The organism is Roseateles sp. (assembly GCF_965229315.1).
Lineage (GTDB): Bacteria > Pseudomonadota > Gammaproteobacteria > Burkholderiales > Burkholderiaceae_C > Pelomonas.
The window spans coordinates 1,823,345-1,848,558 of record NZ_CBDDJA010000002.1; the positions used below are offsets into that span (position 1 = coordinate 1,823,345).

Sequence of the window (25,214 nt, forward strand, 5' to 3'; positions counted from 1 at the left end):
CGACGACCGGCCCGGATCTGTCGTGGCGCCGCTGGCGCGCTACAACGCCAAGCGCGACTTCAGCGCCACCACCGAGCCCGCGGGCGAAGTGGTCCGCGGCCGGGGCAAGGCGCTGGCCTTCGTCATCCAGAAGCACTGGGCCTCGCGGCTGCACTACGACTTCCGTCTGGAACTGGACGGCGTCATGCTGAGCTGGGCCGTGCCCAAGGGGCCCAGCCTGGACCCGGCCGTCAAGCGCATGGCCGTGCGCGTGGAAGACCACCCGGTCAGCTACAACCGGTTCGAGGGTGACATCCCCAAGGGCCACTACGGCGCCGGCCAGGTCATCGTCTGGGACCGCGGCAGCTGGACGCCCGTGGGCGACCCGCGCGACGGTCTGGCCCAGGGCAAGCTCATCTTCCAGCTGCACGGCGAGAAGCTGGCCGGCCTGTGGGAACTGGTGTGCATCGCCAAGCCCGGCGAGGCCAAGGCGCACTGGCTGTTGCTGAAGAAGCGCGGTGACGCCTGGGCGCGGTCCAGCCGCGACTACGACGTGCTGACCGCGCTGCCCGACAGCGCCGTCGACCAGCCACTGGGGCTGGCCGAGGACCGCGAACCGCAGGCCGCGACGACCGGCCCGGATCTGTCGAAGGCTGTGCGGGCCGCGCTGCCCAAGACGCTGGCACCGCAGCTCGCCACGCTGGCCGCCGAGCCGCCAGCCGATGGCGACTGGGTCGTGGAGACCAAGTTCGACGGCTACCGCCTGCTGGTGCGCCTGGCCCGCGGCAAGGCGCAGCTGTTCACGCGCAACGGCCATGACTGGACCGCCAGGCTGCAGCCGCTGGCCGACGAGCTCGCGCAACTGGGCATCGCCCGCGCCTGGCTGGACGGCGAGATCGTCGTCATGAACGAGCGCGGCGTGCCGGACTTCAGCCGGCTGCAGGACGCCATCGACGGCGCGCGCAACCCCGACATCGTGCTCTACCTGTTCGACCTGCCGTTCCTGGGCGACCGCGACCTGCGCGCCGTGCCGCTGCGCAGCCGCCGCGCGGTGCTGCAGACGCTGCTGGCGGGCCACGCGCAGCCGCATGTGCGCTTCAGCGAGGCGCTGCCCGCGCCGCCATCCGAGGTGCTGGAGGCCGCCTGCCGCATCGGCCTGGAGGGCGTCATCCTCAAGCGCGCCGACGCGCCCTACGTCAGCCGTCGCAGCGACACCTGGCTGAAGCTCAAGTGCCAGCGCCGCCAGGAGTTCGTCGTCGTCGGCTTCACGGACCGAGCGAACGCGGACGACGAGGTCGGCGCGCTGCTGCTGGGCTACCACGGCGACGACGGCAAGCTGCGGCATGCCGGCTCGGTCGGCACCGGCTGGTCCAGGCGCCAGGGCCGCGAGCTGCATGCAAGGCTGGTGGCGCTGCAGACGAAGAAGCCAGCTGTCGACCCCATCGCTGCCACCTCGGGCCGCAGCGCCATCCGCTCGCGCGGCCGCGAGCGCTGGGTGAAGCCGCAACTCGTCGTCGAGGTCGCGTTCGCCGAATGGACGCCGGACGGGCGTGTGCGGCACGCGAGCTTCCAGGGCGTGCGCACCGACAAGGCCGCCAGGTCCATCGGCCGCGAGAAGGTCCGGGCTCCCGCGCCTGCGGCGAAGAAGGCAACGAGGACCAAAGCCGCGCCCGACATGCCGATCTCCAACCCGGACCGCGTCATCGACGCCGCCAGCGGCGTGAAGAAGATCGAGCTGGTGCGCTACTACGAGAGCGTGGCCGAGTGGATGCTGCCGCACCTGCGCCAACGGCCCGTGTCGCTGGTGCGCGCGCCGCAGGGTGTCGAGGGGCCACTGTTCTTCCAGCGCCATGCCGAGACCGCCATCCGCGGTGTGAAGGAACTGGACCCGGCGTTGTCGCCCGGCCACGCGGCGCTGCTGGTCGTCGACAGTGCGGAGGCCCTGCTGGCCGCCGCGCAGATGAACGTCGTCGAGTTCCACACCTGGAACGCCACCGCCAGGCACATCGGCAAGCCCGACCGCGTCATTTTCGACCTGGACCCGGGCGAGGGCGTCGGCTGGCGCGACATGCAGCAGGCTGCGCTGCTGGTGCGCACGGCGCTGGAAGAACTGGGCCTGCGCAGCTGGCTCAAGACCAGCGGCGGCAAGGGGCTGCACGTCGTCGTGCCGCTGGCCGCGCGACGCGACGATGCCGACGTGAAAGACTTCGCGCATGCGGTCAGCGCGCACATGGCCCGCGTGCTGCCGCAGTTGTTCGTGGCCAAGAGCGGCCCGGCCAACCGCGTCGGCAGGATCTTCATCGACTACCTGCGCAACGGCCACGGCCAGACCACGGTGGCGGCGTTCTCGGCCCGTGCGCGGCCCGGTCTGGGCGTGTCGATGCCGGTGTCGTGGGATCAGCTGAGCGAGCTGAAGAGCGGCGCGCAGTGGACGGTGCGGACGGCGCGGGAAGCCCTGTCGTTCCAGTCCGACGACCCGTGGGCCGGCTACTGGACATCGCGCCAGACGATCAGACACTGGCCACCGCCCGCGCACGCCTGACGCTGAGCGGGCGGATCGGGCCGGTCAGGTGACGGCCGTTGTCCCTCGTTCTACGGATGGCCGGGGTGCAGGCTTGGTGCAAGACTGCCGCCTCTTGTCACGAGGCTCACGGCATGTCCACACCGCGTCAACTGGTGCTCCTGTGCGATGGCACCAACAACAACCTGAGCGGGCGCCATTCCGACACCCATGTGGTGCTGCTGGCCGAGCTGATGCGGCTCTTCCCCGACCCGGACCGGCTCATCTACTACGACCCGGGCGTGGGCAATCCGGGCCAGCTGCCAGGGACGACGATCGTCGACAAGGTCCGCCGGGCGATGGACCGCATCGATGGCCTGGCCTTCGGCCGCGGCCTGTACGACAACGTTGCCGAGGGCTATCGCTTCCTGATGGCGAACTGGCGGCCGGGCGACCAGATCTTCCTGTTCGGCTTCTCGCGCGGCGCGTTCACGGCACGCTCCATCGGCGGCCTGGTCAATGCCTTCGGCATCATCGACGGCCACCAGGAAACGCTGGTCTCCAGCCTGGTGTCGACCTACTTCTCCAAGGCCTCCGCCGAGCGTGACGACATCACCGCGCAGGCCTCACGCCTCTTCGGCCAGGGTGGCACGCCCGCGGACTGGCCGCAGGTGCATTTCGTCGGTGTCTGGGACACGGTGGCCAGCGTGGGCCTGCCGCCGTTCGGCCTGAAGATCACCGCCAGGCCGACGCTGGCCGGCAAGCACTTCAGGCATGTGCGGCAAGCCCTGGCCCTGGACGAGCAGCGCGCCCAGTTCCTGCCGCGCGCCTATGCGCAGGACGACGGCGCCTTCCCCATGGCCAATGAGCGCGTTGGCGACATCCGGCAGTGCTGGTTCCGCGGGTCGCACTGCGACGTGGGCGGCGGCAACGTCTACCCGTACAGCGAGTTGTCGCGTGCGCCGTTCGCCTGGCTGGTGTCCGAGGCCATCCAGTGCGGCTTGCGGCTGCCCGCGCCCGCGGGGCAGGCGCCGCTCGTCAACGAGGCGGACGTGTTCCACGTCATGCCGCAGCTCGATCCGCCGACGCTGCAACGCATGGCGGCGCGCATCAACAGCGAAACCCATGTCACGCCGCTGTGGGCGCTGACGGGGCTGAAGGTGCGTGACACGGCGCATGCGCTGATCGACGGCGAGCCGCCTGTGCCCGTGACGATGCACGCGCATCCGACGGTGGCGCTGTGGACGCACGCCTTCCCCGCGGCGACGGCCTGGTCCGAGCGTCGCGGCTCGGGCGCCTGGGCCAAGCTGCTGCTGGCGCTGCTGCTGATGGCGGCGCTGGCGTTGTTGGCGGGATGGGCGCTGCTGGTGCACCAGGGACTGGTGCCGTCGCTGGAGCGCACGCGCGAGATTCTCGCTGCCGACCTGGCCTTCCAACGCTGGCAGTTGAGCCTGGCGTCCATGGGCGACTGGGCGGCGCAGGCCGGCGGCTTCGCCCGCCCGGGCCACGCGCTGCTGCTGGACACCGCGCTGATCGCGGCCTACGCCTGGGTGCTGTCTTTCTGGGTCTGCCGCGCGTTCGCCCGGCATGCCCGGCTGATCCGCGTCGGCACGACGCCGTCGCGCTGGCTGAACCGCGCGGGCTGGGTGCTGCCGGTGGCGGTGGGGGCCGACCTGGTCGAGAACGCGGCCTCGTGGCTGTCGCTGACCGCCGTGGACGGGGTCGCCATCGACTGGTGGGCCTGGCCGGCGCGTGGGGTGCTGCTCGCCGCCAGCGCCGTCAAGTGGGCCGCGCTCGCCGGCGTGGTGGTGCTGATCGCGACGTCGTTCCTGCGCCGCGGCCGGCGTTAGCCGTCGATGGTCACGATCACCGGCGCGTGGTCGCTGGGGCGCTCGTTCTTGCGCGGCAGCTTGTCGATCTCGCAGGCCGTCACGCGGCCCTTCAGCGCCTCGCTGACGAGGATGTGGTCGATGCGCAGGCCCTGGTTCTTGCGGAACGCGAGGTTGCGGTAGTCCCACCAGCTCCAGCTCTTGGCCGGCTGCTCGAAGAGGCGGAAGGCGTCGGTCAGGCCCAGTTGCAGGAGCTGCCGGAAGTGCTCGCGCTCCTCGGGCGTGCAGTGGATCTGGCCGGCCCAGGCGACGGGGTCGTACACGTCGCGGTCCTCGGGGGCGATGTTGAAGTCGCCCATCAGCACCAGTTGCGGATGCTGCTTCATCTCTTCCGCGAGCCAGTTGCGCAAGCCGGTCAGCCAGCTCATCTTGTAGGTGAACTTGTCGCTGTCCGGTGCCTGGCCGTTGGGAAAGTAGCCGCCGATGACGCGCACGCCGTCCACGGTGCCGGCGATGACGCGCGCCTGCTCGTCGGCAAAGCCGGTGATGTTCTTGACCACGTCGGTGGCCGGCGTGCGGCTGATGAGGGCCACGCCGTTGTAGGTCTTCTGGCCGAACCACTGCACCTGCCAGCCGGCGGCGCCCAGGTCGGCGGTGGGGAACTTGTCATCGGTCAGCTTGGTTTCCTGCAGCACCAGCGCGTCCACCGGGTGCTCGGCCAGCCAGGCCAGCACCTGCGGCAGCCGCACGGCCAGCGAATTGACGTTCCAGGTGGCGAACTTCTTCATGGGGGTGTCTCGGTAGGGCAGCGTTCGCTGCATTGTGACCGCCGCCCCGGGCGCGGCAGGCACCCTGCTTGCCCTGCTGCCGGGCACGGCGATTGCCAGTGGATTCAGCGCCGGGTTCAAAAACAGAGCCGACCCGGCGAGCCATGGTGCCCCCTGGGGGTGCATCATCGCGTCTGCGCGAGCGCAAGGGTGTGCTGGCAACCGGATGGAACCGGAGGCGCTGGAACAGGAGTGGCTATGGGAATGGACGAGGTGCGCGTCATCGTGGTGGACGACGCGCGCGACTTCGCGGAGGTGCTGGCCGAGACGCTGGAGATGGACGGCTACCAGGTCAAGGTCGCCCTCGACGGCAACGAGGCGCTGCGGCTGGCCGAGGAATTCGAGCCCATCTGCGCGCTGGTGGACATCCGCATGCCGCACCTGGACGGGCATGAGCTGTCGCGCCGGCTGCGTGCCAAGTACGGCGACGAAGTCGTGCTGATCGCGATGACGGGGGAGGGCACGCCCAACGACCGCGTCAGCGAGGCCTTCTCGCTGTTCGACTACTACCTGAGCAAGCCCGTCGACACCAAGGCGCTGCACAAGGTGCTGCCCCCCATCAACCCGCGGCGCGTCAGCGCGGACGTTCCGCCGCTGCAGAACTGACGGCTTGCGCTGCGTGGCGCCGGGCAGCGGGTGCCGCAGCAGAGGCACCCGAGGCTGCCGGGTCGAGGGTCAGCCGCAAGCCCATCTCCACCCAGTTGGCTTCCCCGGCCAGCGCGGTCTTCACGGCCCGCCAATGCAAAGCGGGCTGGTGCACCCACTGTCGATGTCGCACCACGCGTTCCAGCAGGTGCCTGGCTGCCTGCGGACGCAGCGTGGCTCTGCCATGAAGCCAGCGTCGCAGCGCCTGCAGTTCCCGTTCGTCCAAAGGGCCGCCAAGCCCGTGGGCCGGAGCCCGCCCCGCAGCAGCCCGGTGGGGCTCAGGGCGGGACGGGCTCCAGCGGCCCCTCTGCAGATGCGGGCTGGCTGCCCGCGCATGAGAGGGGGTGCCCATGTCAGAACTCCGCGGCGGCTGCGCTGGGCTCCCGCGTCTCCTTGGGCAGCTCAGCGACGGTGGCGTCGGTGGTCAGGATCAGGCCTGCGACGGACACGGCGTTCTGCAGCGCGGTTCGCGTGACCTTGGTGGGGTCGATCACACCCATGGCCAGCAGATCGCCGTACTCGCCGGTCGCGGCGTTGTAGCCATAGCTGCCCTGGCCCTGCGCCACCTTGTCGATGACGACCGAAGGTTCGTCGCCAGCATTGCTGCTGATCGCGCGCAGCGGCGCCTCCAGCGCGCGGCGCACGATGCCGATGCCCGCGTCCTGGTCCGTGTTGGCGCCACTCAGACCGTCCAGCGCACGGCGGGCGCGCAGCAGCGCGACGCCGCCGCCTGGCACGACGCCTTCCTCCACAGCGGCACGCGTTGCGTGCAGGGCATCGTCCACGCGGTCCTTCTTCTCCTTCATCTCGACCTCGGTCGCCGCGCCGACGCGGATCACGGCCACGCCGCCGGACAGCTTGGCCAGGCGCTCCTGGAGCTTCTCGCGGTCGTAGTCCGACGTGGCGTTGTCGATTTCGGCGCTGATGGTCTTGCGGCGCGCTTCGATGACGTCGGCCTGCCCTGCGCCATCGATGAGGGTGGTGACGTCCTTGTGGATGTCGACACGGCGGGCGCGGCCCAGGTCCGCCAGGGTGGCCTTCTCCAACTGCTTGCCGGTCTCTTCCGCGATCACGGTGCCACCGGTCAGCACGGCGATGTCCTGCAGCATGGCCTTGCGGCGGTCACCGAAGCCCGGCGCCTTGACCGCGGCCACCTTGAGCACGCCGCGCATGCTGTTGACGACCAGCGTGGCCAGCGCCTCGCCCTCGACGTCCTCCGCGATGATCAGCAGCGGCCGGCCCGCCTTGGCGACGTCCTCCAGCACCGGCAGCAGCTCGCGGATGTTGGAGATCTTCTTGTCGCACAGCAGGATGGCCGGGTCCTCCAGCACCGCGGTCTGCTTCTCGGGGTTGTTGATGAAGTAGGGCGACAGGTAGCCGCGGTCGAACTGCATGCCCTCGACCACGTCCAGCTCGCTGTCCAGCGACTTGCCGTCCTCGACCGTGATGACGCCGTGCTCGCCGACCTTGGCCATGGCCTCGGCGATGAGATCCCCGACCGCCTGATCGGCGTTGGCCGACAGCGCGCCCACCTGCGCGATCTCCTTGCTGGTGGCGCAAGGCCTGGACAGCGTCTTCAGCTCGGCGACGACGGCTTCGCAGGCCTTGTCGATGCCGCGCTTGAGGTCCATCGGATTCAAGCCGGCAGCCACCAGCTTCATGCCGTCCTGGACGATGGCCTGTGCGAGCACGGTGGCCGTGGTGGTGCCGTCGCCGGCCACGTCACCGGTCTTGGCGGCAACCTGCTTGATCATCTGCGCGCCCATGTTCTCGAGCTTGTCGCGCAGCTCGATCTCCTTGGCGACGGAGACGCCGTCCTTGGTGATCACGGGCGCACCGAAGCTGCGCTCCAGCACCACGTTGCGGCCTTTCGGGCCGAGGGTGACCTTGACGGCCTCGGCCAGGATGTTGACGCCCTTGACGATACGGGCACGGGCTTCGTCACGGAAATGAACTTCTTTCGCAGCCATGGCTGAACTCCTTCTCATTGCTCCTTGTGGATGTGGGGATGAATGCCGTCAGGCAACCTTGAGGGTCGCGGCGGTGGCGGTCTCTTCGATGACGCCCAGCACGTCCTCTTCGCGAAGCACGAGCAGTTCCTGCCCGTCGAGCTTCACGGTCTGCCCGGCGTACTTGCCGAACAGCACGCGTTGGCCGGGCTGCAGTTGCAGCGGCCGCACCGAGCCGTCCTGAAGCAGGCGGCCGTTGCCGACCGCCAGCACCTCGCCCTGCTCAGGCTTCTCTGCGGCGGTGTCGGGAATGACGATGCCGGATGCCGTTTGGCGCAGCGGATCGATCCGCTTGGCAATGATCCGGTCGTACAGGGGACGGATTTGCATCGTGGGTCTCCTAGTGATGACTGAAAGATTGACAAAAGATGGCCAGTCCCAGGTGCCCCATGAAGACGGGCACCGTCCTGGCCGACAGCGAAATAGGAGCAAGCGCCGCGCTTTCAAGAGGCCCGTGATCCCATCTCATTCCGGGCCGCTACAGCAGCAGGATGCGGTCAACGCGACCGAGCTGGTACCGGTGGCGCGAGTCCGAGCCGATGCTGCGCGGGTGGGGCTCGATCGGACAAGGCAGCTCGCGGCTCCCATCCGGCAAGAGACTGTCGTCTTCACCTGCGCTGCGCCACAACCCTTCGGCCACCGGGCGGAAGAGCCAGCGGATGTATCCCAGTCTCGCCGCGAGGTCGCGCATCTCGATGCGGTCTGGCGCTTCTGCGACGAGGTGGGTTTCATCGTCGGGCGCGAGTGGGTTGTCGCCGAACGCCTGCCGGCACTCCACCGCTTCGCGCATCGGGGCTCCGACCGTGTTGCAGCCACGCCGGTGCTCCCGTGTCATGTCCCAGGCACCCAGTTGCCAGGCGGCCTCCAGCATCTGGGCGTCCAACTGACCGATGCCGTCCCAGAGCTGGGTCAACTGCAGGGCGGAACTCGGCAGCGCAGCGCGCCGATGGACAGGAGGCCCCGACGGGTCTCGCGCGGGTGGCTGGGGCAGGAAGCCGTGCCAATGCAGCAGCAGCAGGAGAGGCGACGACTTGCGCGGAAGCGTTGCCAGGGACACGGCCGCCAGCGGCCTGCGCAAGGTCTCAACCTGCTCTCGAATGATGTCCAAGATCATGGCGGGCAAGGTGCGATGGCGAACGGCCAAATTTTTGCGAAGACCGCGCCTGATTTCAAGCGGTCAGGCGCCGTCGACCGCAGGCACCGCGACGAGGCCGCGGTCAGGCCACGCGACGGCCAGGCAGCGCAGAAAGCCGGCCCCGCGCGAACCGGGGCCGGCCCTCAGAGCGAACGCAGCGGGCCAACTGGCGTCACGTCAGGCAGCACGCACCTCGATGCGCCGATGGGCCTGCAACTCGCGGCGTGGCAACTCGATGCGCAGCACGCCTGCGTCATAGCTGGCCTTTGCACGCTCCACGTCAACCGGCACGGGCAACTGGATGTCGCGCCGGAACGTGCCGTAGGCGCATTGCACGAGCGCATAGAGGCTGCTGGCATGCGCCTTGTCGTGACGCTTGCGCCCCAGCACGCTCAGCGACTCCGGCGACCCCATCTCGATCTGGAAGTCCTCCCGTGCCATGCCAGGGGCTTCGATGCGCACCAGGATCTTGTCGTTCGAGGCATACACGTCCACCGCCATGAAAGCCCAGCGCGCTGGAGGCAGCCAGCGGTCTTCACGCGCTTCGCCCGCCGGCTTGTCCACGCTGGCCTGCGCCGATGACGCGTCATCGCCGCCAGGCCAGAAGCGAGTCAGGGCGCCGCTCGCGCGGGCCCCCAACTCGCGCCAGCCTTCTGCCAGCGACTCCCAGGCTTGGCCGGCGCCATGCTTCAACTGCTCAGCAAGATTCGCCATGGTTTCGGCCCCCCGTTCATCCGGCGTTCACGGTGATGCGCCTGGGTTGTGCGTGCACCTGCTTCGGAATGCGCAGGGTCAGCACGCCGTCCTTCAAGTTCGCATCGATCTTGGCGGTGTCCAGCTCGCGGCTGAGCGTGAAGCTGCGCCGGTAGCGCGGCACGCGAAGCTCCGCGTAGATCGCCTCCAGGCCAGCCGGCGTTTGCGGCTGGACACGCCCCTCGATGTGGAGCGAGTCGCCTTCGACCTGCAGGTCCAGGTGATCCCGCGACACGCCAGGCATGTCGGCGAGCAGCGTGATGCCGGTCTCGTCTTCCAGCACGTCGACGGCGGGCGTGGCGGCGCGTTCGTTGGCACGGTCGTTGCCGGCGTCCACAGCCGTCGCTTGCTTGTCGCTGGGTGTGATCTCCTTGCTCATGATGTCGACTCCTTTCGCGGCTCTTACTGGATGCTGATGCGCTTGGGTTGCGGCGTTTCGCGGCGAGCGATGCTCACCTGCAGCACGCCGTCGCGATAGGTCGCCGTGACCTGTTCGGGATCGATGTCGTCGGGCAGCGAAACGGATCGGTCGAACCGACCCGTGGCACGCTCCCGCGCGTAAACGCGCTGGCGCTCGTTGCCCGGGTTCGACGGCAAGCGCTCGCCGGCCAGGCGCAGCACGCCCCGGTCGAGCGTCACCTCGATCTTGCTGGCATCAAGGCCGGGTGCAAACGCGTACACCTCGACGCTGCGGGGTGTGCGACCCACGTTGATCTGCGGCAGCGTGCCCGTCGCAACCGATCGGATGCTGCTGGGCAGCGACGACAGGCCGAAGAACACGTCGTCGAGTTCGCGCTGGAGGCGGTCGAATTGTCCGAACAGGCTGTTCGGATGGTTCAGCAATGAATTGAACATGGCTTGGTCTCCGTTCAGTGGTGTCCACTGGCCGGGGCATCCGGCCAGTCAGGGCCGAATTAGGAACTGGCAAAAAATTTTCAAGGGGTCCGCCGTGGCCCAATGGCTGCACCGTCACAGGCCGGCCTTTTGGGGAGCGGCGGCCTCGCCATCTCCCCAGCCGTGCACGTCAGGCGCCGGCTTCGGCCGTGGTGTCGCAGTCCATGCAGCGCTCGATGGGCGGGGCCGGCAGGTGCAGGTCGCTGTGCAACTGGCGCAGTGCGGTGCGCAGGCCTTCTTCCACGACCGGGTGGTAGAACGGAAAGTCCAGCATCTGCCGCACCGTGTCGCCGCGTTGCACGCTCCAGGCCAGCAGGTGGCCGATGTGCTCGGCGGCCGGGCCGATCATCTCGGCGCCCAGCAGCCGGCCGGTGCCGCGCTCGGCATAGACATGCAGGCCGCCGCGGTTGACCCGCATGACGCGGCTGCGGCCCTGGTCCGCGAAGCTGACGCGGCCGGTGTCGAACGCGGTGCCCGCCGCCGTCAGCTCGGCATGGCTGGCGCCGGCCACGGCCATCTGCGGATCGCTGAAGACGATGCCCAGCGGCGTGCGGCGCGGGCGGTGGTGCACGTCGGGCCAGCGCGCGGCGTTGTCGCCGGCGATGCGGCCGCTGTCGGAGGCCTCGTGCAGCAGCGGCCGGTCGTCGGTGGCGTCGCCGGCCATGAAGACGGCACTGCGGCCCCATTGGCCGGTGTGGCGGTCCACCTGGGGCTGGCCCGCCGCGTCGCGCGGCAGGCCCAGCGTGTCCAGGCCGAGGCCGTCGAGCGCCGGTTCACGGCCCGCAGCGCACAGCAGCAGGTCGAAATGCTCGCCGCCCACCAGCACCTGGTCGTTGACCCGCACGGGGTCCAGTTCGCCGGCATTCAGCGTCAGCGGCAGTTCCTCGGCAAACAGCTCGGCCGCCAGTGCCTGAAGCGCCGGGTCGCTCAGCGGGCCGACGCGCGGGCCGCGCGCGAACAGCCGCACGCGCACGCCCAGCCGGTGCAGCGCCAGCGCCAGCTCCAGGCCGATGACGCCGGCACCGTACACCGCCACGGACGCTGGCAGGTCGGTCCAGTCGAACACGTCGTCGTTGACGATCAGCCGGTTGCCCAGCCGCTCGCGCCAGCCGGCCGGGAGGCGCGGGCGCGACCCGGTCGCGATGACGACGGCACGCGCCTCGACGCGCTGCCCGCCCACGTCCAGCGTGCCGGTGCCGGTGAAGCGCGCACGCCCGGACAGGCGCGTGGCGTCGGGCCAGCCGTGCACGGTGTCGACGACGAAACCGACGAAACGGTCCCGCTCGCTGCGCACGCGCTGCATGACGGCCACGCCGTCGATGCGCGGCGCTTCGGCCCGCACGCCGAAGCGATGCGCCTCGCGCACGCCATGCGCCGCGTCCGCCGCCGCGATCAGCAGCTTGCTGGGCATGCAGCCGACGCGCGCGCAGGTGGTGCCGTAGTGCGCCGCCTCGATGAGCAGCAGCCGGTCGGTGTGCACCTGGGCGGCGCGGTAGGCCGCCATGCCGGCCGTGCCGGCGCCGATGATGGCGACGTCGCAGGAGAGGGTCATGATGAAGGGGTCCTTCTGGGGGTCTGTGACGGCAGTTCGCCGAAGAGCTGGCGGTAGCGCGTGCCGAAATGGCCCAGGTGCTCGAAACCGGCATCCGCTGCGGCCTGGGACACGCGGGGATCACCCGCCGGCGTCGCGAGCAAGCGCTGGCGCACCGCGTTCAGCCGCAGGCTGCGCAGGTAGTGCACCGGCGTCATGTCCGCCACCTGGCGGAAGCCGTTCTGCAGGCTGCGCCGGCTCGTGCGCAGGCGCCGGCACAAGGTGTCGATGTCGGGCGGCTCCTGCCCGCTGGCGGCGACGAGCCGGTGGCTTTGCGCCACCAGGGCTGCCGCAGAGGCGCTGCCCACCCGCTGAACCGGGCCTGCGGCGGCTTCGAAGACCTCGGTCAGCGCCATGAAGAGAGCAGGCGCCGATGGCGGGCCGAGCAGCGCGCTGCGCAGGGCCCGCAGCGCCGCAGACGGTGCGCGCACGGCACCTCGCGCGAGCAGGGCATTCGCGCCGGCCCGCCAGGGCCGCGCGTCCAGCAGGCGGCGGAACAACTCGGCATCGAAGCTGCACGCCAGCAGCGCCATGCCGGGTGGCCGCTGCAGCATGAACTCCTGGCCGCCGCGCAGCACGGCCACCAGGCCGTCGTCGAGTTCCCGGCCCTGCATCCAGGGCTGGCCGGCGCCCGCGCCGTGCAGCAGCGCGAAGCACAGCTGCCCCGCGGGCAGGCAGCCCTGCTGGGCCACGCGCTCGCTCATCCATTTGCGGAACAGGTGCAGGCCGGGCGTGGCCGTCTCGACCAGCGCGCTGCGCATGCGGCCCGGCGACAGCTGCGTGTAGCGCTGCTGCCACTCGGGCGCCGAGGCGCCGTGCAGGTGGAAGTCGTCGAAAACGTGCTGGCGTATCGCCATGGGTTGCTGTGGGCTGTGCGGGCCGGGCAAGGATAGCCCGCGCGGATGCCCGGCGCTGCGCTCGCGTTTTGCCGATTCGGGCTAACGCCCATCGCCGGGCGCCGCCCATACTGCGCCGCGAAGGAGGGCCCCTGCGATGTGGACCCGACGCGCTGCGCTGGCCCTGGGTCTCGCAGCGCCAGACCTGAAAGTGCAAGCCATGACCCTGGACGACCTCAAGACCCAGCTGCTGGGCGACTGGCACAGCCTCGCGCCGGAACTGCGCCCCAGCAGCCTGAAGAACCCCGACGGCAGCCTCAAGCCGTTCCATCTGCGGCGCGAGTTCCGCTGCCTCGCCGGAGATTGCTTCGAGCTGGCCATCACCAACTTCGCCGACCCGCTGGGCCGCGTGCCGCTGGCGCGCATGCTGATCCGCGGCCACATGGCCTGGCGCGGCGACCATCCCATCGCCCCCGGCGCGCAGAAGGTGGACTTCGTCGCCGACCAGGCCTACGAGGTGACGCCCTTGCTGCAGGGCTTCGCCGATGTGCTGAACCAGGTCGCCGCCGCGGGCTATGCGCGCTGGGCGGTCGGCGGCACGCAGAGCGTCTTTGGCAAGACCTTCGCGCCGTTCGGCCTCGTCGAGGGCCGGCACTTCATGGAGCACGACCTCGTGCACCTGCGCCACGGCCTGCTGTTCTGGGGCGCCCGTCACATCGATGGGCGCGGCTTCGACAGCGAGGAGAACCGGCCGACGAACCTGCAGATCCCGTTGGCGCCGGCGCGACATTGAAGTCCGGCGGCCGCCGGGCGCCGGTGCGGCAGCGCACGGAAGCAGCGGCCGGGCGGCCCTAGAGTGGGCGACTTCTCAGCGAGGATCGCAGCCCATGACAGCCGTCGCCCCGCCCCCAGGGGATGCGGGCCGGCGGCTCGCGCCCGAGCCCTGCCTGCTGGCACTGAACAGTGGCTCGTCATCGCTCAAGTTCGGCCTGTACCGCATGCGGGCGGCCGGCGTCGAGTGCCTGCTGGCCGGCGAGACCGAGCGCATCGGCGACACGGATGCCCGCACGCAGGCCAGGGATGGCGCCGGCCGCACGCTGCTGGATGAAGCCGCCCCCGTGCCCGATCAACGGGCCGCGGTGGCGCGGCTGGCAGGATGGCTGGACGACGGGTGTTTCCCGCAGCCCCAGGCCATCGGCCACCGGATCGTGCATGGCGGGCCGCGGCTGAGCGAGCACTGCGTGATCGATGCCGCGGTGCTGGACGCACTGCACGCGGCGTCCGCGTTTGCGCCGCTGCACACAGGCCCGGCGCTGGCCGTGATCGCCTACTGCAGCGCGCACTTCCCGGCCGTGCCGCAGGCGGCCTGCCTGGACACGTGCTTTCACGCCCGCATGCCGGGCGTGGCCCGCACGCTGCCGCTGCCGCACGAACTGCGCGAGGCCGGCCTGCGGCGCTACGGCTTTCATGGCCTCTCGTGCGAATCGGTCGTGCGGCAACTCCCCGCTGCGCTGCCGCAGCGCCTCATCATCGCCCACCTCGGCAACGGCGCCAGCATCACCGCCGTGCGGGACGGCATCTCCATCGACACCAGCATGGGCCTGACACCGGCGGGCGGCGTGGTCATGGGCACGCGCAGCGGCGACCTAGACCCTGGCGTGCTCGTCTACCTGATGCGCGAAATGGCGTTTGATGGCGCAGCGGTCGAGGGGCTGGTCAACCATCGCAGCGGGCTGCTGGGCCTGTCGGGCCTCAGCGGGGACATGCGGGCCTTGCACGCGGCGGCCGCTGCCAGCGCCGATGCGCGGCTGGCCGTCGAGATGTTCTGCTACTCGGTGGCCAAAGCGGTGGGCGCGATGCGAACCGCGCTGGGCGGTGCCGACATGCTCGTCTTCACGGGCGGCATCGGCGAGCACGATGCGGCGGTGCGCGCCGGCATCTGCGCCCACCTGGGCTGCCACGGCGTGCGGCTCGACGAGGCTCGCAATCGCCGAGGGCAGGGCCTGGTCAGCGGCGACGCCGAAGGTTGCCAGGTGCTGGTGCTGGCGGCGCAGGAGGAGGCGCAGATTGCCCGCCACACCTGGGCGCTGTGCGGGCCGCGGCCGCCGGTCGTCTCATCGCCGCAGCCAACGGCGCGCCAGGGCTGACCACGGCGTCGCCAGGCGGCTGCGCAGGTAGGCGTCCGCGGCCTGGCGAATGCCTTCTCCCTGCGTGGGGTAGGCGTGCATGGCATTCGCCAGCGTGCCCAGGCCGATGCCGGCGGCCATCGCCAGCGAGATGCTGTTGATCATTTCACCGGCATGCCGGGCCACGATGGTGGCGCCGAGGATCTTGTCGGTGCCCTCGCGGACGTGGATCTTCACGAAGCCATCATCCTCGCCGTCGGCGATGGCGCGGTTCACGTCGTGCATCGGCACCGTGAAGGTCTTGACGGGAATGCGCCGCTGCCGGGCCTCCTTCACGTACAGGCCCACGTGCGCGACTTCGGGGTCGGTGTACGTGCACCACGGGATCGTCAGCGTGCTCATGCGCTGACGCCCGAAGAAGAGCGCATTGCGCACGACGATGCGCGCCGAGGCCTGCGCCGTGTTGGTGTACTGGTGCGCCAGGCACACATCACCCGCCGCATAGATGCGCGGGTTGCTGGTGCGCAGGAAGTCGTCGACATGGATGCCCGCCACGGCGTCGTACGCCACACCGGCCGCTTCGAGGTTCAAACCCAGCACGGCCGGCATGCGGCCGATGCCGGTCAGGATGTCGTCGACGCGGGTGGTCGCCGTGTTGCCGTCGCTCACCAGCTCGACGACCTTGTGGCCGCCCTCCATCCACACCTTGGTCACCGTGCTGTTGAGGTGGATCTCCACGCCATCTCGGGCCAGCGCGTCGGACACCATCTGCGCCGCATCGCGCTCCTCACGCGGCAGGAACAGCGGCTCGCTGTGCGAGATCAGCGTGCGCGAACCGAAGCGGGCGAACGCCTGGGCCAGCTCGCACCCCAACGGCCCGCCGCCGATGACGAGCAGGCTGTGGGGCAGCACCTGCAGGTCGAAGACCGTCTCGTTGGTCAGGAAGCCGGCCTCGGCCAGGCCCGGGATGTCGGGCAGCGCGGACCGCGAGCCCGTCGCGATGAGGGCCTTCCTGAAGCGAAGGGGCAAGCCGTCGACGTCCACGGTGTCGGCCCCGCTGAAGCGCGCCGTGCCGAAGAACAGGTGGATGCCCTCGCGTGCCAGGTTCATCGCCGAATCGGTGCGGCTGATGCGGGCCGTGATGCGGCGCATGCGCCGCATGGCCGCCGGGAAGTCGAAGCCGAACTCGGCCGGCGCCAGCGCGCCGAAGTTGACGGCGTTGCGCATGTCGGCCAGCAGCCGCCCGGTGCGGATCAACGACTTGGACGGGATGCAGCCGTCGTTCAGGCTGACGCCGCCCAGTTGATGGCGTTCGACCAAGGCCACGTGCACGCCCAGCGCCGCGGCGGCGCGTGCCGCCATCAGCCCCGCCGGCCCGGCGCCGATGACCAGCAGCTCATAGACCGGCCGCGGCGGCGGGCTGCGCCAGCCGGCAGGGCTGACGTTGTCCAGCCGCTCGGCATCGTCTGCTCCCCGCGGCGGCACCCTGGCGGGGAGGGCGGCCAACGAGGTCAGCGGCATGGGCGCCTGGACCGGCCTAGAGCCAGCCACCGCGAAAGCCTGCACGCTTGAGGCCGTCGCGCACGCAGGACATGCCGCGCGTCAGCCGCCACAGCAGGCCCGAGCGGAAGTTCTCGATCATCAGGACGATCATGCCCTGGTCCAGTCCGAACTCGCCCTCGGACATCCAGCCCGCGCCGCCGCCAGCAGCCACGCCGCCGCCGGCGGTGGCGTTGAAGCCGCTGGCATGCACCGCGCGGCCGCGGCCTCCCGCCGTCTGGCCGTACATCAGGCGCAATGCCGGCAGCGCGATGTCGGGCGCGAACACCAGCGACGCGACGACGGACGAGCCGGTGATCGTGCCGTCGTCGGGCCCCCAGGGAACGCCACGCGCGGCGTAGCCATAAAAGGTCTGCTGGCGGCCCGTCACGGCTTGCGGCTCGACGCTGGGGCCGTCGCCGGCAGACAGGCCCCAGCAGTCCTGGCCGTAGCCCTCAAAGCCGCGCGGGTTGCGGATCGCGTACTGCCGCTGCACCTGCGTGGCGCGCCGGCTGTTCTCGAAATAGTCGCTGCCTTTCTCGCGCATGAAACGGTCGCGTATGCCGCGCAAGTCCAGCCACGCGTGCGAGAACTCGTGCATGAACAGCGGGCCGGCCACCAGCAGGTCGATGTCGTAGAGGTTCTCCCACTGGTAGGTCAGGGTCCACGCCTGGAAGCTGGCGGCCGTCAGCGGGTGGGTGCGTGAACCCAGCCCCAGCACGTACAGCACCAGCGCCTCGTTGTAGCCCTGCCAGCCGTAGTTCAGGAAACCGCATTCGGGCTTCCAGCCCAGCGCCACGGCACCGGCATGCTCGGCCCAGTGCCAGTCCACGCGGTCGTACAAGGCCGTTGCCAGCCGCCGCAACTCGGCCTCGGCCGGCGTGGCACCGCTGAAGTAGGCCGCGGCCGTCAGCATGCCGATGACCAGCAGCGCGGTGTCGATGGACGACAGCTCCGACTGCCAGGTCCGCAACCCCGTCTGGACATCGAGGAAGTGGAAGTAGAAGCCGCGGTAGCCGGTGGACGCTGCGGTGCCGCTCTGGTCGCTGGCGGCGAAGAAGCGCAAGGTGGTCAGGCTGCGCTGAACGGCGTCGTCGCGCGCCAGCCAGCCGCGCTCCACCGCCACCGGGTACGCCGACAGCCCGAACCCCACGGCGGCGATGCTGACCGGTGAACCGCGCCGCGAGGTGTCCGCGACCAAGCCGTTGTGCGCCCGGGTCAGCTTCATGAAGTAGTCGAACGCGGTGCGCTGCAGGTCCTCCAGCATCCGGGCGTCGGCCGCAGTGACTCGCGCCAGGGCGCCGCGCCGGCCCTCAGCCGCCTGCATCGGCTGCCATCGGCCGCGGCTGCGCGATGTCGGGGTTCTGCCAGCCGCCGTCGGTGGCGATGAAGTGATTGGCAGCCGCCGGCCCCCAGCTGCCGGGCTCGTAGATGAGGGCCGGCGGGTGTTCGCGCAGCACCGGCTCCACGACCGCCCAGGCCGCCTCGATGGCGCTTTCGCGGCTGAAGAGGGCCCCGTCGCCGTTCATTGCGTCGGTCAGCAGACGTTCGTAAGGCGCGGGGTCGGCGGTGTTTTCTTCGAGCAGCGTGAACTCGCGCGGCTCGCCGACGAAGGCCTTGCCCGCCCGCTTGACCCGCACCTGCAGGGAAATGGCCGAATGCGGCGACAGGTGAAAGCGCAGGCAGTTCGCCTCGTCCCCGGGCGCGGCGTCTGCGAACAAGTCCTGCGGCGGCGGCTTGAAGCGCACCACCACTTCGCAGGCGCTGACAGGCAGGCACTTGCCGGACCGCAGATACCAGGGCACGCCGCCCCAGCGCCATGAATCGATGTGCAGGCGCAGCGCGCAATAGGTCTCGACGTCGGAGTGGTTGGCCACCTGCGGTTCGTCCCGGTAGCCCAGGTACTGGCCGCGCACGATGTCGTCGGGCGTCAGCGGGCGCATCGCCTCGAAGACGTCTTCCTTGTGGCGATGGACCGCCTCGAAATCGCGGCTGGCCGGCGGCTCCATCGCCAGCAGCGCGACGATCTGGAGCAGGTGGTTCTGCATCACGTCGCGCAGGCAGCCGGCGCTCTCGTAGAACGCCCCCCGGCCGGCGACGCCGAAGTCCTCGGCCAACGTGACCTGCACGCTGGCCACGTGCTCGCGGTTCCAGATCGGTTCGAGGAACGAGTTGGCGAAGCGGAAGTAGAGGATGTTCATGATCGCCTCCTTGCCCAGGAAGTGATCGATGCGAAAGATCGCGTCCTCGTCGAACGCCAGCCGCGCCACGCGATGCAGTTCGCGCGCGGAGGCCAGGTCGCGGCCGAAGGGCTTCTCGACGATGACGCGGGCCTGGGCGGCCAGACCGGCCCGGCCCAGGCCCTGCATGACGGCCGGGAACAGGTCCGGCGGGATGGCCAGGTAGTGCGCCGGGCGCTGTGCGGCGCCCAGCGCCAGCCTGAGCGCATCGAAGGTGGCGGCCGCCCGGTAGTCGCCGCTGACGTAGTGCAGGGAATCCAAGAGGCGCGTCAGCGCGGCCTGGTCACGGGCGGGCCGGCCGTGCTCGATGCTGTCGCGGGCGCGCGCCCGCAGGGCATCGAGGGTCAGCGGCGAGGATGCCATGCCGATCACCGGCACGTTCAGCGTGCCGCGCCGGCACATCGCATACAGCGCCGGGAAGATCTGCCGGCGCGCCAGATCGCCGGTGATGCCGAACACCACCAGCGCGTCAGACGGCAGTCGGGCATCGGTCGGGTTGCGTCGCATGGGGCAGGGGCACTCCGGGGCACTGTGCGTGCCGGGCGCCCCGGGCGTCTGTGCGCTGCCGCACGACGGCGGGGGCGGCCTCGCGCCAAGGCGCTAGGGCGCTGCGCTTCGCAGGTGTTCCGACAGCCGGCCCACGCTGAGTCGCTGCGCCTGCAGCAACTGGCCGAAGCCCGCCCCGGACAGCACCTGGAACTCGCGCACCCGGGCGGCGCTGAGCCCGTCTGCGGGCTGGGCCTCGCGGGCGGCGTGGCAGATGAGCAGCCCGCCATCGGGCAGGTCCTCGCACCAGCCCGGCAGCCGCTCGGCATAGGCTTGCGCCGTGCCCTGGAAGTCGTAGACGCCCAGCATGCCGCGGTTCTGCACGAACCCCATGTCGCCCGCGAGGCCGGCCAGGCGGGACGCCCCCAGCGCGGCGATCAGCCGATGCTTGAACGGCACGGCATGGCGCCTCTGCCCGGGCGGTGCCGTGTGGCGCAGCCAGGGCCGATATCCCGGGTAGCGCCGCAGCAGCTCGTCCAGCAACGCATCGCGCACCTGGGGCAGCTGGTGCACATGCTGGTGGCCGTCGACAAAGTCGGGCGCGCAGCCCAGTTCCTGCTCGAACGCATCCAACTGCGCCACGATCTCCGCGCGCAACTGGCGGGCCGGCAGGCCCACGCTGTACGCCGACAGGATCAGCCGGCCCAGCGGGCGCCGCCACTGACCCGGCGCAAACGCCTCGCTGAGGTTCAGGTGCAGGCCGACGTCGGCCCTGCCGCCGCCCTCGGACCTCAGGCGCCGCGCACCCGCCGGCCAGGCCCCGGCCGTGCTCAGGCAGGCCAGGGCGGACACGCGCCCCATTTCCAGCAACTGCATGGCGCCTTCGTTGACGGCCGGGTCCAGCCCGAAGTCGTCCACGCAGATGGCCACGCGGCGCCAGCGCTGCATCAACGGGGTGCCGCCCGCTCGGTGGCGGCGACTTGGCGGTCGGGCAGGGTCACGCGCAGCAGTTCGTCGTTGCCGTAGCGGCCGACCCGGGCCTGCATCTGCAGGCCGGCCGCCGCGAGGGCCGACGGGTCCTGGCCCTGCTCGACGACGAGATAGCCGCCCGTCGGGCCGAGGTGCGGCACGGCATCCTTGAGCTGCTTGAGCTGCAGCGCGCGGCCGCGGCTGTAGAACGCGGCCGAGAACGGCCGGCGCTCGACATACATGAGCGGCTGGTCGCCACTCGACTCGGCGGCATAGGCGTTGACCAGGCCCTTGGCGCTGCGTTCCTCCTGCCGCTTCTCCTGCGCCAGCCGCCCGAAGCCGATGCCCGCACCGGCCAGCGACACCAGCAGGCCCGCCGCCACCCAGGCCTCGGCGCGCACCGAGCGGCGCGCCAGCCAGTGCGCCATCAGCAGCGCCGCCGCTGGCAGCGAAGGCAGGGCGTAGGTCCAGATGATGTTGCGCGCGGCGGTGAAGAAGACCAGCGGCGTCAACAGCGACAGCAGCAGATACAGGCGCAGCGAGGGCTGCGTCTCGGGCGCCGCCGGTGTGCGCCGCCAGTGCCAGGCCGCCAGCGGCAGCAGCACGGACCAGGGCAGCAGCGCGCCCCAGGCAAAGCCCCAGATCGTGCCGCGAGCGAACTCGTGGGCGTGGCCGTAGAGATCGCCGGTCCAGCCCGGCGTGACGAAGCGGTGCCAATGCTCGCCGACCAGGAAATAGTTCAGGAACCCCGGCGTGCGCAGCTCGGCCAGCACATACCAGGGCGCGGCGATGGCCAGCGCCAGCAGGCTGCCGCGCAGCCAGGGCAGACCGCGCCAGGCCTGCTGCCAGCGCTTCTCGACGACGATCCACAGCAGGATGGGCAGGCCGCTGAGCACCACCGCCACCGGCCCCTTGGCCAGCAGGCCCAGGCCCTGCGCGACGAAGAACAGCCAGCCCATCCAGCGCCGCTCGGCGGCGTCCCGCGCGTCCAGCGAGAACCAGAAGGCGAACATGGCCAGCGTGGTGCACAGCACCAGGGCCGCGTCCGTCATCACGGCGCCGGCCGAGACGAAGAACAGCGTCGAGCCCAGCAGCACGCTGGTCGCCAGCAAGGCCTCGCGCTCGCCGGCACGGCGCCGTGCGAACTGCCACACCAGCGCGGCGATCAGCAGGCCGCACAGCAGGTGCGGCAGGCGCGCCGCGAACTCGTTGACGCCCAGCAGCCGCATGCTGGCCGCCGTGAGCCAGAACGACAGCGGCGGCTTGCCCCAGAAGGGCACGCCGGCGTCGTGCCAGGGCGTGACCCAGTCGCCCAGCTCGGCCATCTTGCGGCCGATCTCACCGTAGCGGGCCTCGGTCGTGTCCATCAGCGGCAGCCCGGCCATGGCGGCCAGCCGCGCCAGCAGCAGCAGGGCCAGCAGCACCAGGATCCAGCGGCGAGCGAGGTGGCCCGGGGTGGCAAGAGATTCAGTCGGCATCAGCGCTCCGAGACTTGGTGAAAGCGCGGCACGTAGGCGGTCGCCGGCTCGTAGGACTCGATCAGGAACAGCGGCCGGCGCTTGCTCTCCAGGCTCAGCCGCCCGATGTACTCGCCCAGCACGCCGATGGCCAGCATCTGCAGGCCGCCCAGCATCAGCACGACGACGATGAGCGTCGGGAAGCCAGGCACCGGGTCGCCGTAGGCCAGCGCGCGCACGAAGAAGTACAGCCCCAGGCCGAAGGACAGCAGCGCGCTGGCCAGGCCCACCTTGGTCGCCACCTTCAGCGGCGCGACCGAGAAGGCGGTGATGCCCTCGATGGCGAAGTGCCAGAGCTGGCGGAAGCGCCATTTGCTGTGGCCCGCGGCGCGTTCACCGCAGTCGAAGTCCAGCGTCACCTGGCGGTAGCCTATCCAGGCGAACAGGCCCTTCATGAAGCGGTTGCGCTCCTGCAGCTGGTTCAACGCATCGACGGCGCGCCGGCTGAACAGGCGGAAGTCGCCGACGTCCTCCGGGATGGGCATGTCGCTGAGCCGGTTGATCGCGCGGTAGAAGCCGCGCGCCGCCTGGCGCTTCAGCCAGGATTCATCGGCGCGGCTGCGCCGGCGCATGTTCACCACGTCGGCGCCGTCGCGCCAGGCCTGCAGCATCTCCGGGATCATCTCGGGCGGATGCTGCAGGTCGGCATCCATGACGATGACGGCCGCGCCGCTGGCGAACTGCAGGCCCGCCGTGACGGCCTGCTCCTTGCCGAAGTTGCGGCTGAAGCGCAGCACCGACACCATCGGGCAACTGGCATGCAGCTGCTTGAGCAGCTCGGGCGAGCCATCGCTGCTGCCATCGTCCACATAGACGATCTCGACGCCGCCGTCGACATCCGCCACCGCGGCCAGCAGGCGCCGGTGCAGCAGCGGCAGCACCGCCTCCTCGTTGAACAGCGGCAGCACGATGCTGAGCAGGCAGGTCTGTTCGGGCGTGGGCCGCCAGGTGCGCATGTTCATGAAAAGCTCCAGGTCCTGTTGAGCCGGAAACCGATCACCAGCACGGTGAGCGTCGCGATCACCTGGGCCAGCAGGTAGTGCAGGCCCAGCGCCACCGAGCCCAGCCAGACGATGGCGCCGTTCAGCGCCGCACCCAGCAGGGCGACCGTCGCAAAACGGGGCAGTGCCCGGCGGTGGCTCGCCGGGGAGCCGCCGAATGTGAAATGCCGGTTGCCGGCATAGGCCACGAGCGCGCCGCACAGCGCGCCGGCCATCGCGGCGGCCGGTGCCGCGGCGTGCAGGCCCTCCACCAGCGCGAACAGCACAAGGTAGTGCGCCGCGGTGGCCAGGCCGCCTGTCAATGCATAGCGCAGAAACTGCACGCTGTGACTCCAGAACTTCGCATGCCGCAACCGTAGCGCCGCAGCCGTTAAGGCCGCGTGAAGGCGGCCTGACGGCAGGCCGTCAGCCGGCCAGCCGGATGCTGAAGCGGCTGCCGCCTCCCGGCGGCGTTTCGTAGCGGATGTCCCAGCCCAGGTGCTCGACGATGCGCTTGACGATGGCCAGCCCCAGGCCCGAACCGCCATCGCCCAGGTGTTCGACGCCACGCACATAACGCTCGAACAACTGCGCACGCACGCTGGGCGGCAGGCCCGGGCCGCTGTCCTGCACTTCCACCAGCCCCGGCCGCAGCCGCAGCACCACCTCGCCCTGCTCGGTGTACAGGCAGGCGTTGCGCAGCAGGTTGCCCAGGATCATCTCGGCCAGTTCCGGCCGCACGAAGGCCCAGCAGGGCTCGCTGGCGTCCAGGCGCAACTGCACCGGCTTGCCTGACAGCAGCGGCTCGCAGCGCTCCACCTCGCGCTGCGCCAGCGGCAGCAGGTCGGTGCGCGGCGCGTCCAGCACCTCGGGTGCGCGCGACAACAGCAGCAGCGCCGACACGCGGTGCGCCGTGTTGCGCGCCGTGCGCTCGATGCGCTCGACGGCCGCCTGCAGTTCCGGATGCGCGCCGATGCGGGACTGCAGCACCTCGGCGGCGCCCAGGATCACCGCCAGCGGCGTGCGCAGTTCGTGGCTCACGTCGCCGGTGAACAGCCGCTCGCGGGTCAGCACCCGCTGCAACTCGTCGGTGCGCTCGGCAAAGGTGCGTGCCAGCTGGCCGATCTCGTCCTCGCGCGTGAGCAGCAGCTGCCCGGGGGCCAGCGAGCCTTGCCGCACCGCCTGCGCCAGGCCGGTCACCGGCGAGATCACCCGGCCCGCCGTGGCCCGCGCCAGCACGGCCGCGAGCACGGCGGCGGCGGCGATGCACAGGCCCAGGCCCACCATCAACTGCTTCTCGATGCGCTCGAAATCGCTGACCAGGTCGACCGCCACGTAGCGCTCGCCACCGGGCGTGCGGCCCACCAGCACGTCCAGCGTCTGCTCGTGGTCCTCGATCTCATGGAAGCCCGGCTGCAGTGACGCCAGCGAAGCCGGCATGGTGGGGCCGCGATAGAAGGCGATCTCGGGCGTCATCTCGGCGGCCATCGGCGTGTCGGCGCGGGCCAGCCGCCATTGCGCCACGGTCTCCAGACGGCGATGGACGACGTACTTCTCGATCTGCTGGCGCGCGAAGAACACCATCACCGCGAAGAACACGCACACCGCCACCGCCAGCAGCGCATAGGCCGCCACGATGCGGTTGCGCAGCGAGCTACCGAACATCGTCGCCATCGGGTGCGCCTTCGGCATCCAGCCGGTAACCCTGGCCCGCCTGCGTCTGCAGCAGCGAGGTGGCGAACGGCTTGTCGATGGCCTGGCGCAGCGCGTGGATGTGGGTGCGCAAGGCGTCGCTCTCGGGCGGCGAGTCGCCCCACAGCTCGTAGGTGAGCACCTCGCGGCTGACGAGATTGGGCGCCGCGAGCATCAACCGGGCCAGCAGCCGGTAGCCGCTGGGTGTCAGCTCGACGGTCCTGCCCGCACGCGAGACCTTCATCGCCCCGCGGTCGAAGCTGAGGTCACCCACCTGCAGCAGCACGCCGTCGTGCCCGTCGCGGCTGCGGCGCACCAGCGCCTTCAGCCGCACGTCGAGTTCGGCCATCGAGAACGGCTTGACGAGGTAGTCGTCGGCCCCGCTCTCGAAGCCGCTGACCTTGTCGGCAATCGTGTCGCGCGCCGTCAGCATCAGCACGGGCGTGCGGCAATGCCAGTCGCGGCGCAACCGCCGGCACAGCTCCAGCCCGCCCAGCCCGGGCAGCATCAGGTCCAGCACGATGGCGTCATGCACGCCGCGCGCGGCCGCGGCCAGCCCGGCATTGCCGTTGGCCTCGTAGTCCAGTCGATAGCCCAGCGGCTCCAGGTAGGCGTGGAGGTTGGCGACGATGTCGGGGTTGTCTTCGATGATCAGCAGACGCATGCG

Annotated in this window: 23 protein-coding genes; 5 read left to right on the plus strand and 18 right to left on the minus strand. The window is 70.6% G+C overall.

Going from position 1 to position 25,214, the window contains the following annotated elements:
* Positions 1-22: 22 nt before the first annotated feature.
* On the plus strand, positions 23-2,521 hold the full coding sequence (gene ligD / locus ACO07H_RS13250) for a DNA ligase D (RefSeq protein WP_422014839.1): 2,499 nt from the start codon (positions 23-25) through the stop codon (positions 2,519-2,521).
* A gap of 113 nt (positions 2,522-2,634) precedes the next feature.
* On the plus strand, positions 2,635-4,329 hold the full coding sequence (locus ACO07H_RS13255) for a T6SS phospholipase effector Tle1-like catalytic domain-containing protein (RefSeq protein WP_422014841.1): 1,695 nt from the start codon (positions 2,635-2,637) through the stop codon (positions 4,327-4,329).
* Here ACO07H_RS13255 and xth read toward each other — a convergent pair.
* Entirely contained in the window at positions 4,326-5,096 is a 771-nt protein-coding gene (xth, locus tag ACO07H_RS13260; protein ID WP_422014843.1) for an exodeoxyribonuclease III, read from the minus strand. The genes ACO07H_RS13255 and xth overlap by 4 nt on opposite strands.
* A gap of 237 nt (positions 5,097-5,333) precedes the next feature.
* Here xth and ACO07H_RS13265 point away from each other — a divergent pair, with 237 nt between their 5' ends.
* On the plus strand, positions 5,334-5,741 hold the full coding sequence (locus ACO07H_RS13265; protein ID WP_422014845.1) for a response regulator: 408 nt from the start codon (positions 5,334-5,336) through the stop codon (positions 5,739-5,741).
* Between the two features lie 392 nt (positions 5,742-6,133).
* On the opposite strand, the gene groL is transcribed toward ACO07H_RS13265, so the two are convergent.
* From groL to ACO07H_RS13305, 8 genes are all read right to left on the minus strand, one after another.
* Positions 6,134-7,750: a chaperonin GroEL gene (groL, locus tag ACO07H_RS13270; protein WP_422014847.1), complete on the minus strand. Its 1,617-nt coding sequence runs from the start codon at positions 7,748-7,750 to the stop codon at positions 6,134-6,136.
* 48 nt (positions 7,751-7,798) lie between these two features.
* Complete coding sequence (locus ACO07H_RS13275; protein ID WP_422014849.1) at positions 7,799-8,119, minus strand: co-chaperone GroES; 321 nt, start codon at positions 8,117-8,119, stop codon at positions 7,799-7,801.
* Positions 8,120-8,267: 148 nt separating this feature from the next.
* A complete protein-coding gene (locus ACO07H_RS13280) occupies positions 8,268-8,903 on the minus strand; it encodes a diguanylate cyclase (RefSeq protein ID WP_422014851.1) in 636 nt (211 codons plus the stop codon).
* A 198-nt stretch (positions 8,904-9,101) separates the two neighbouring features.
* Positions 9,102-9,638, minus strand: a complete 537-nt coding sequence (locus ACO07H_RS13285) for an Hsp20/alpha crystallin family protein (protein WP_422014853.1) — start codon at positions 9,636-9,638, stop codon at positions 9,102-9,104.
* Positions 9,639-9,654: 16 nt separating this feature from the next.
* Entirely contained in the window at positions 9,655-10,056 is a 402-nt protein-coding gene (locus tag ACO07H_RS13290; protein ID WP_422014855.1) for an Hsp20/alpha crystallin family protein, read from the minus strand.
* 23 nt (positions 10,057-10,079) lie between these two features.
* Entirely contained in the window at positions 10,080-10,532 is a 453-nt protein-coding gene (locus ACO07H_RS13295; protein WP_422014857.1) for an Hsp20/alpha crystallin family protein, read from the minus strand.
* A gap of 169 nt (positions 10,533-10,701) precedes the next feature.
* A complete protein-coding gene (locus ACO07H_RS13300) occupies positions 10,702-12,126 on the minus strand; it encodes a dihydrolipoyl dehydrogenase (RefSeq protein WP_422018638.1) in 1,425 nt (474 codons plus the stop codon).
* A complete protein-coding gene (locus ACO07H_RS13305; RefSeq protein WP_422014859.1) occupies positions 12,120-13,019 on the minus strand; it encodes a helix-turn-helix domain-containing protein in 900 nt (299 codons plus the stop codon). Before ACO07H_RS13305 ends, ACO07H_RS13300 begins: the two co-directional genes overlap by 7 nt.
* 199 nt (positions 13,020-13,218) lie before the next feature.
* On the opposite strand from ACO07H_RS13305, the gene ACO07H_RS13310 reads away from it, so the two are divergent.
* Together ACO07H_RS13310 and ACO07H_RS13315 are read left to right on the plus strand one after the other, a co-directional pair.
* On the plus strand, positions 13,219-13,791 hold the full coding sequence (locus ACO07H_RS13310) for a hypothetical protein (protein WP_422014861.1): 573 nt from the start codon (positions 13,219-13,221) through the stop codon (positions 13,789-13,791).
* A 94-nt stretch (positions 13,792-13,885) separates the two neighbouring features.
* The gene (locus tag ACO07H_RS13315) at positions 13,886-15,145 is read left to right on the plus strand and encodes an acetate/propionate family kinase (protein ID WP_422014862.1); all 1,260 of its coding nucleotides are present in this window, start codon (positions 13,886-13,888) and stop codon (positions 15,143-15,145) included.
* On the opposite strand, the gene ACO07H_RS13320 is transcribed toward ACO07H_RS13315, so the two are convergent.
* From ACO07H_RS13320 to ACO07H_RS13360, 9 genes are all read right to left on the minus strand, one after another.
* Positions 15,113-16,645, minus strand: a complete 1,533-nt coding sequence (locus ACO07H_RS13320; protein ID WP_422014864.1) for a mercuric reductase — start codon at positions 16,643-16,645, stop codon at positions 15,113-15,115. The genes ACO07H_RS13315 and ACO07H_RS13320 overlap by 33 nt on opposite strands.
* Positions 16,646-16,661: 16 nt before the next feature.
* On the minus strand, positions 16,662-17,990 hold the full coding sequence (locus ACO07H_RS13325; RefSeq protein ID WP_422014866.1) for a glucoamylase family protein: 1,329 nt from the start codon (positions 17,988-17,990) through the stop codon (positions 16,662-16,664).
* Positions 17,977-19,410 carry a glucose-6-phosphate dehydrogenase gene (zwf, locus tag ACO07H_RS13330; RefSeq protein WP_422014868.1) on the minus strand — a complete coding sequence of 478 codons (1,434 nt, stop codon included), beginning with the start codon at positions 19,408-19,410 and terminating at the stop codon, positions 17,977-17,979. Before zwf ends, ACO07H_RS13325 begins: the two co-directional genes overlap by 14 nt.
* A 93-nt stretch (positions 19,411-19,503) precedes the next feature.
* A complete protein-coding gene (locus ACO07H_RS13335; protein WP_422014870.1) occupies positions 19,504-20,337 on the minus strand; it encodes a ChbG/HpnK family deacetylase in 834 nt (277 codons plus the stop codon).
* A complete protein-coding gene (locus ACO07H_RS13340; protein ID WP_422014872.1) occupies positions 20,337-21,836 on the minus strand; it encodes an ArnT family glycosyltransferase in 1,500 nt (499 codons plus the stop codon). Before ACO07H_RS13340 ends, ACO07H_RS13335 begins: the two co-directional genes overlap by 1 nt.
* Positions 21,836-22,837, minus strand: coding sequence for a glycosyltransferase family 2 protein (locus ACO07H_RS13345; RefSeq protein ID WP_422014874.1), 1,002 nt, complete (start codon positions 22,835-22,837; stop codon positions 21,836-21,838). Before ACO07H_RS13345 ends, ACO07H_RS13340 begins: the two co-directional genes overlap by 1 nt.
* Positions 22,834-23,199 (minus strand): GtrA family protein, encoded by a 366-nt coding sequence (locus ACO07H_RS13350; protein ID WP_422014876.1) that lies wholly within the window; start codon positions 23,197-23,199, stop codon positions 22,834-22,836. The genes ACO07H_RS13345 and ACO07H_RS13350 overlap by 4 nt, the downstream gene beginning before the upstream one ends.
* An 82-nt stretch (positions 23,200-23,281) precedes the next feature.
* Positions 23,282-24,520: a sensor histidine kinase gene (locus ACO07H_RS13355; RefSeq protein WP_422014878.1), complete on the minus strand. Its 1,239-nt coding sequence runs from the start codon at positions 24,518-24,520 to the stop codon at positions 23,282-23,284.
* Positions 24,510-25,211 carry a response regulator transcription factor gene (locus ACO07H_RS13360; RefSeq protein WP_422014880.1) on the minus strand — a complete coding sequence of 234 codons (702 nt, stop codon included), beginning with the start codon at positions 25,209-25,211 and terminating at the stop codon, positions 24,510-24,512. The genes ACO07H_RS13355 and ACO07H_RS13360 overlap by 11 nt, the downstream gene beginning before the upstream one ends.
* Between the last annotated feature and the right edge of the window lie 3 nt (positions 25,212-25,214).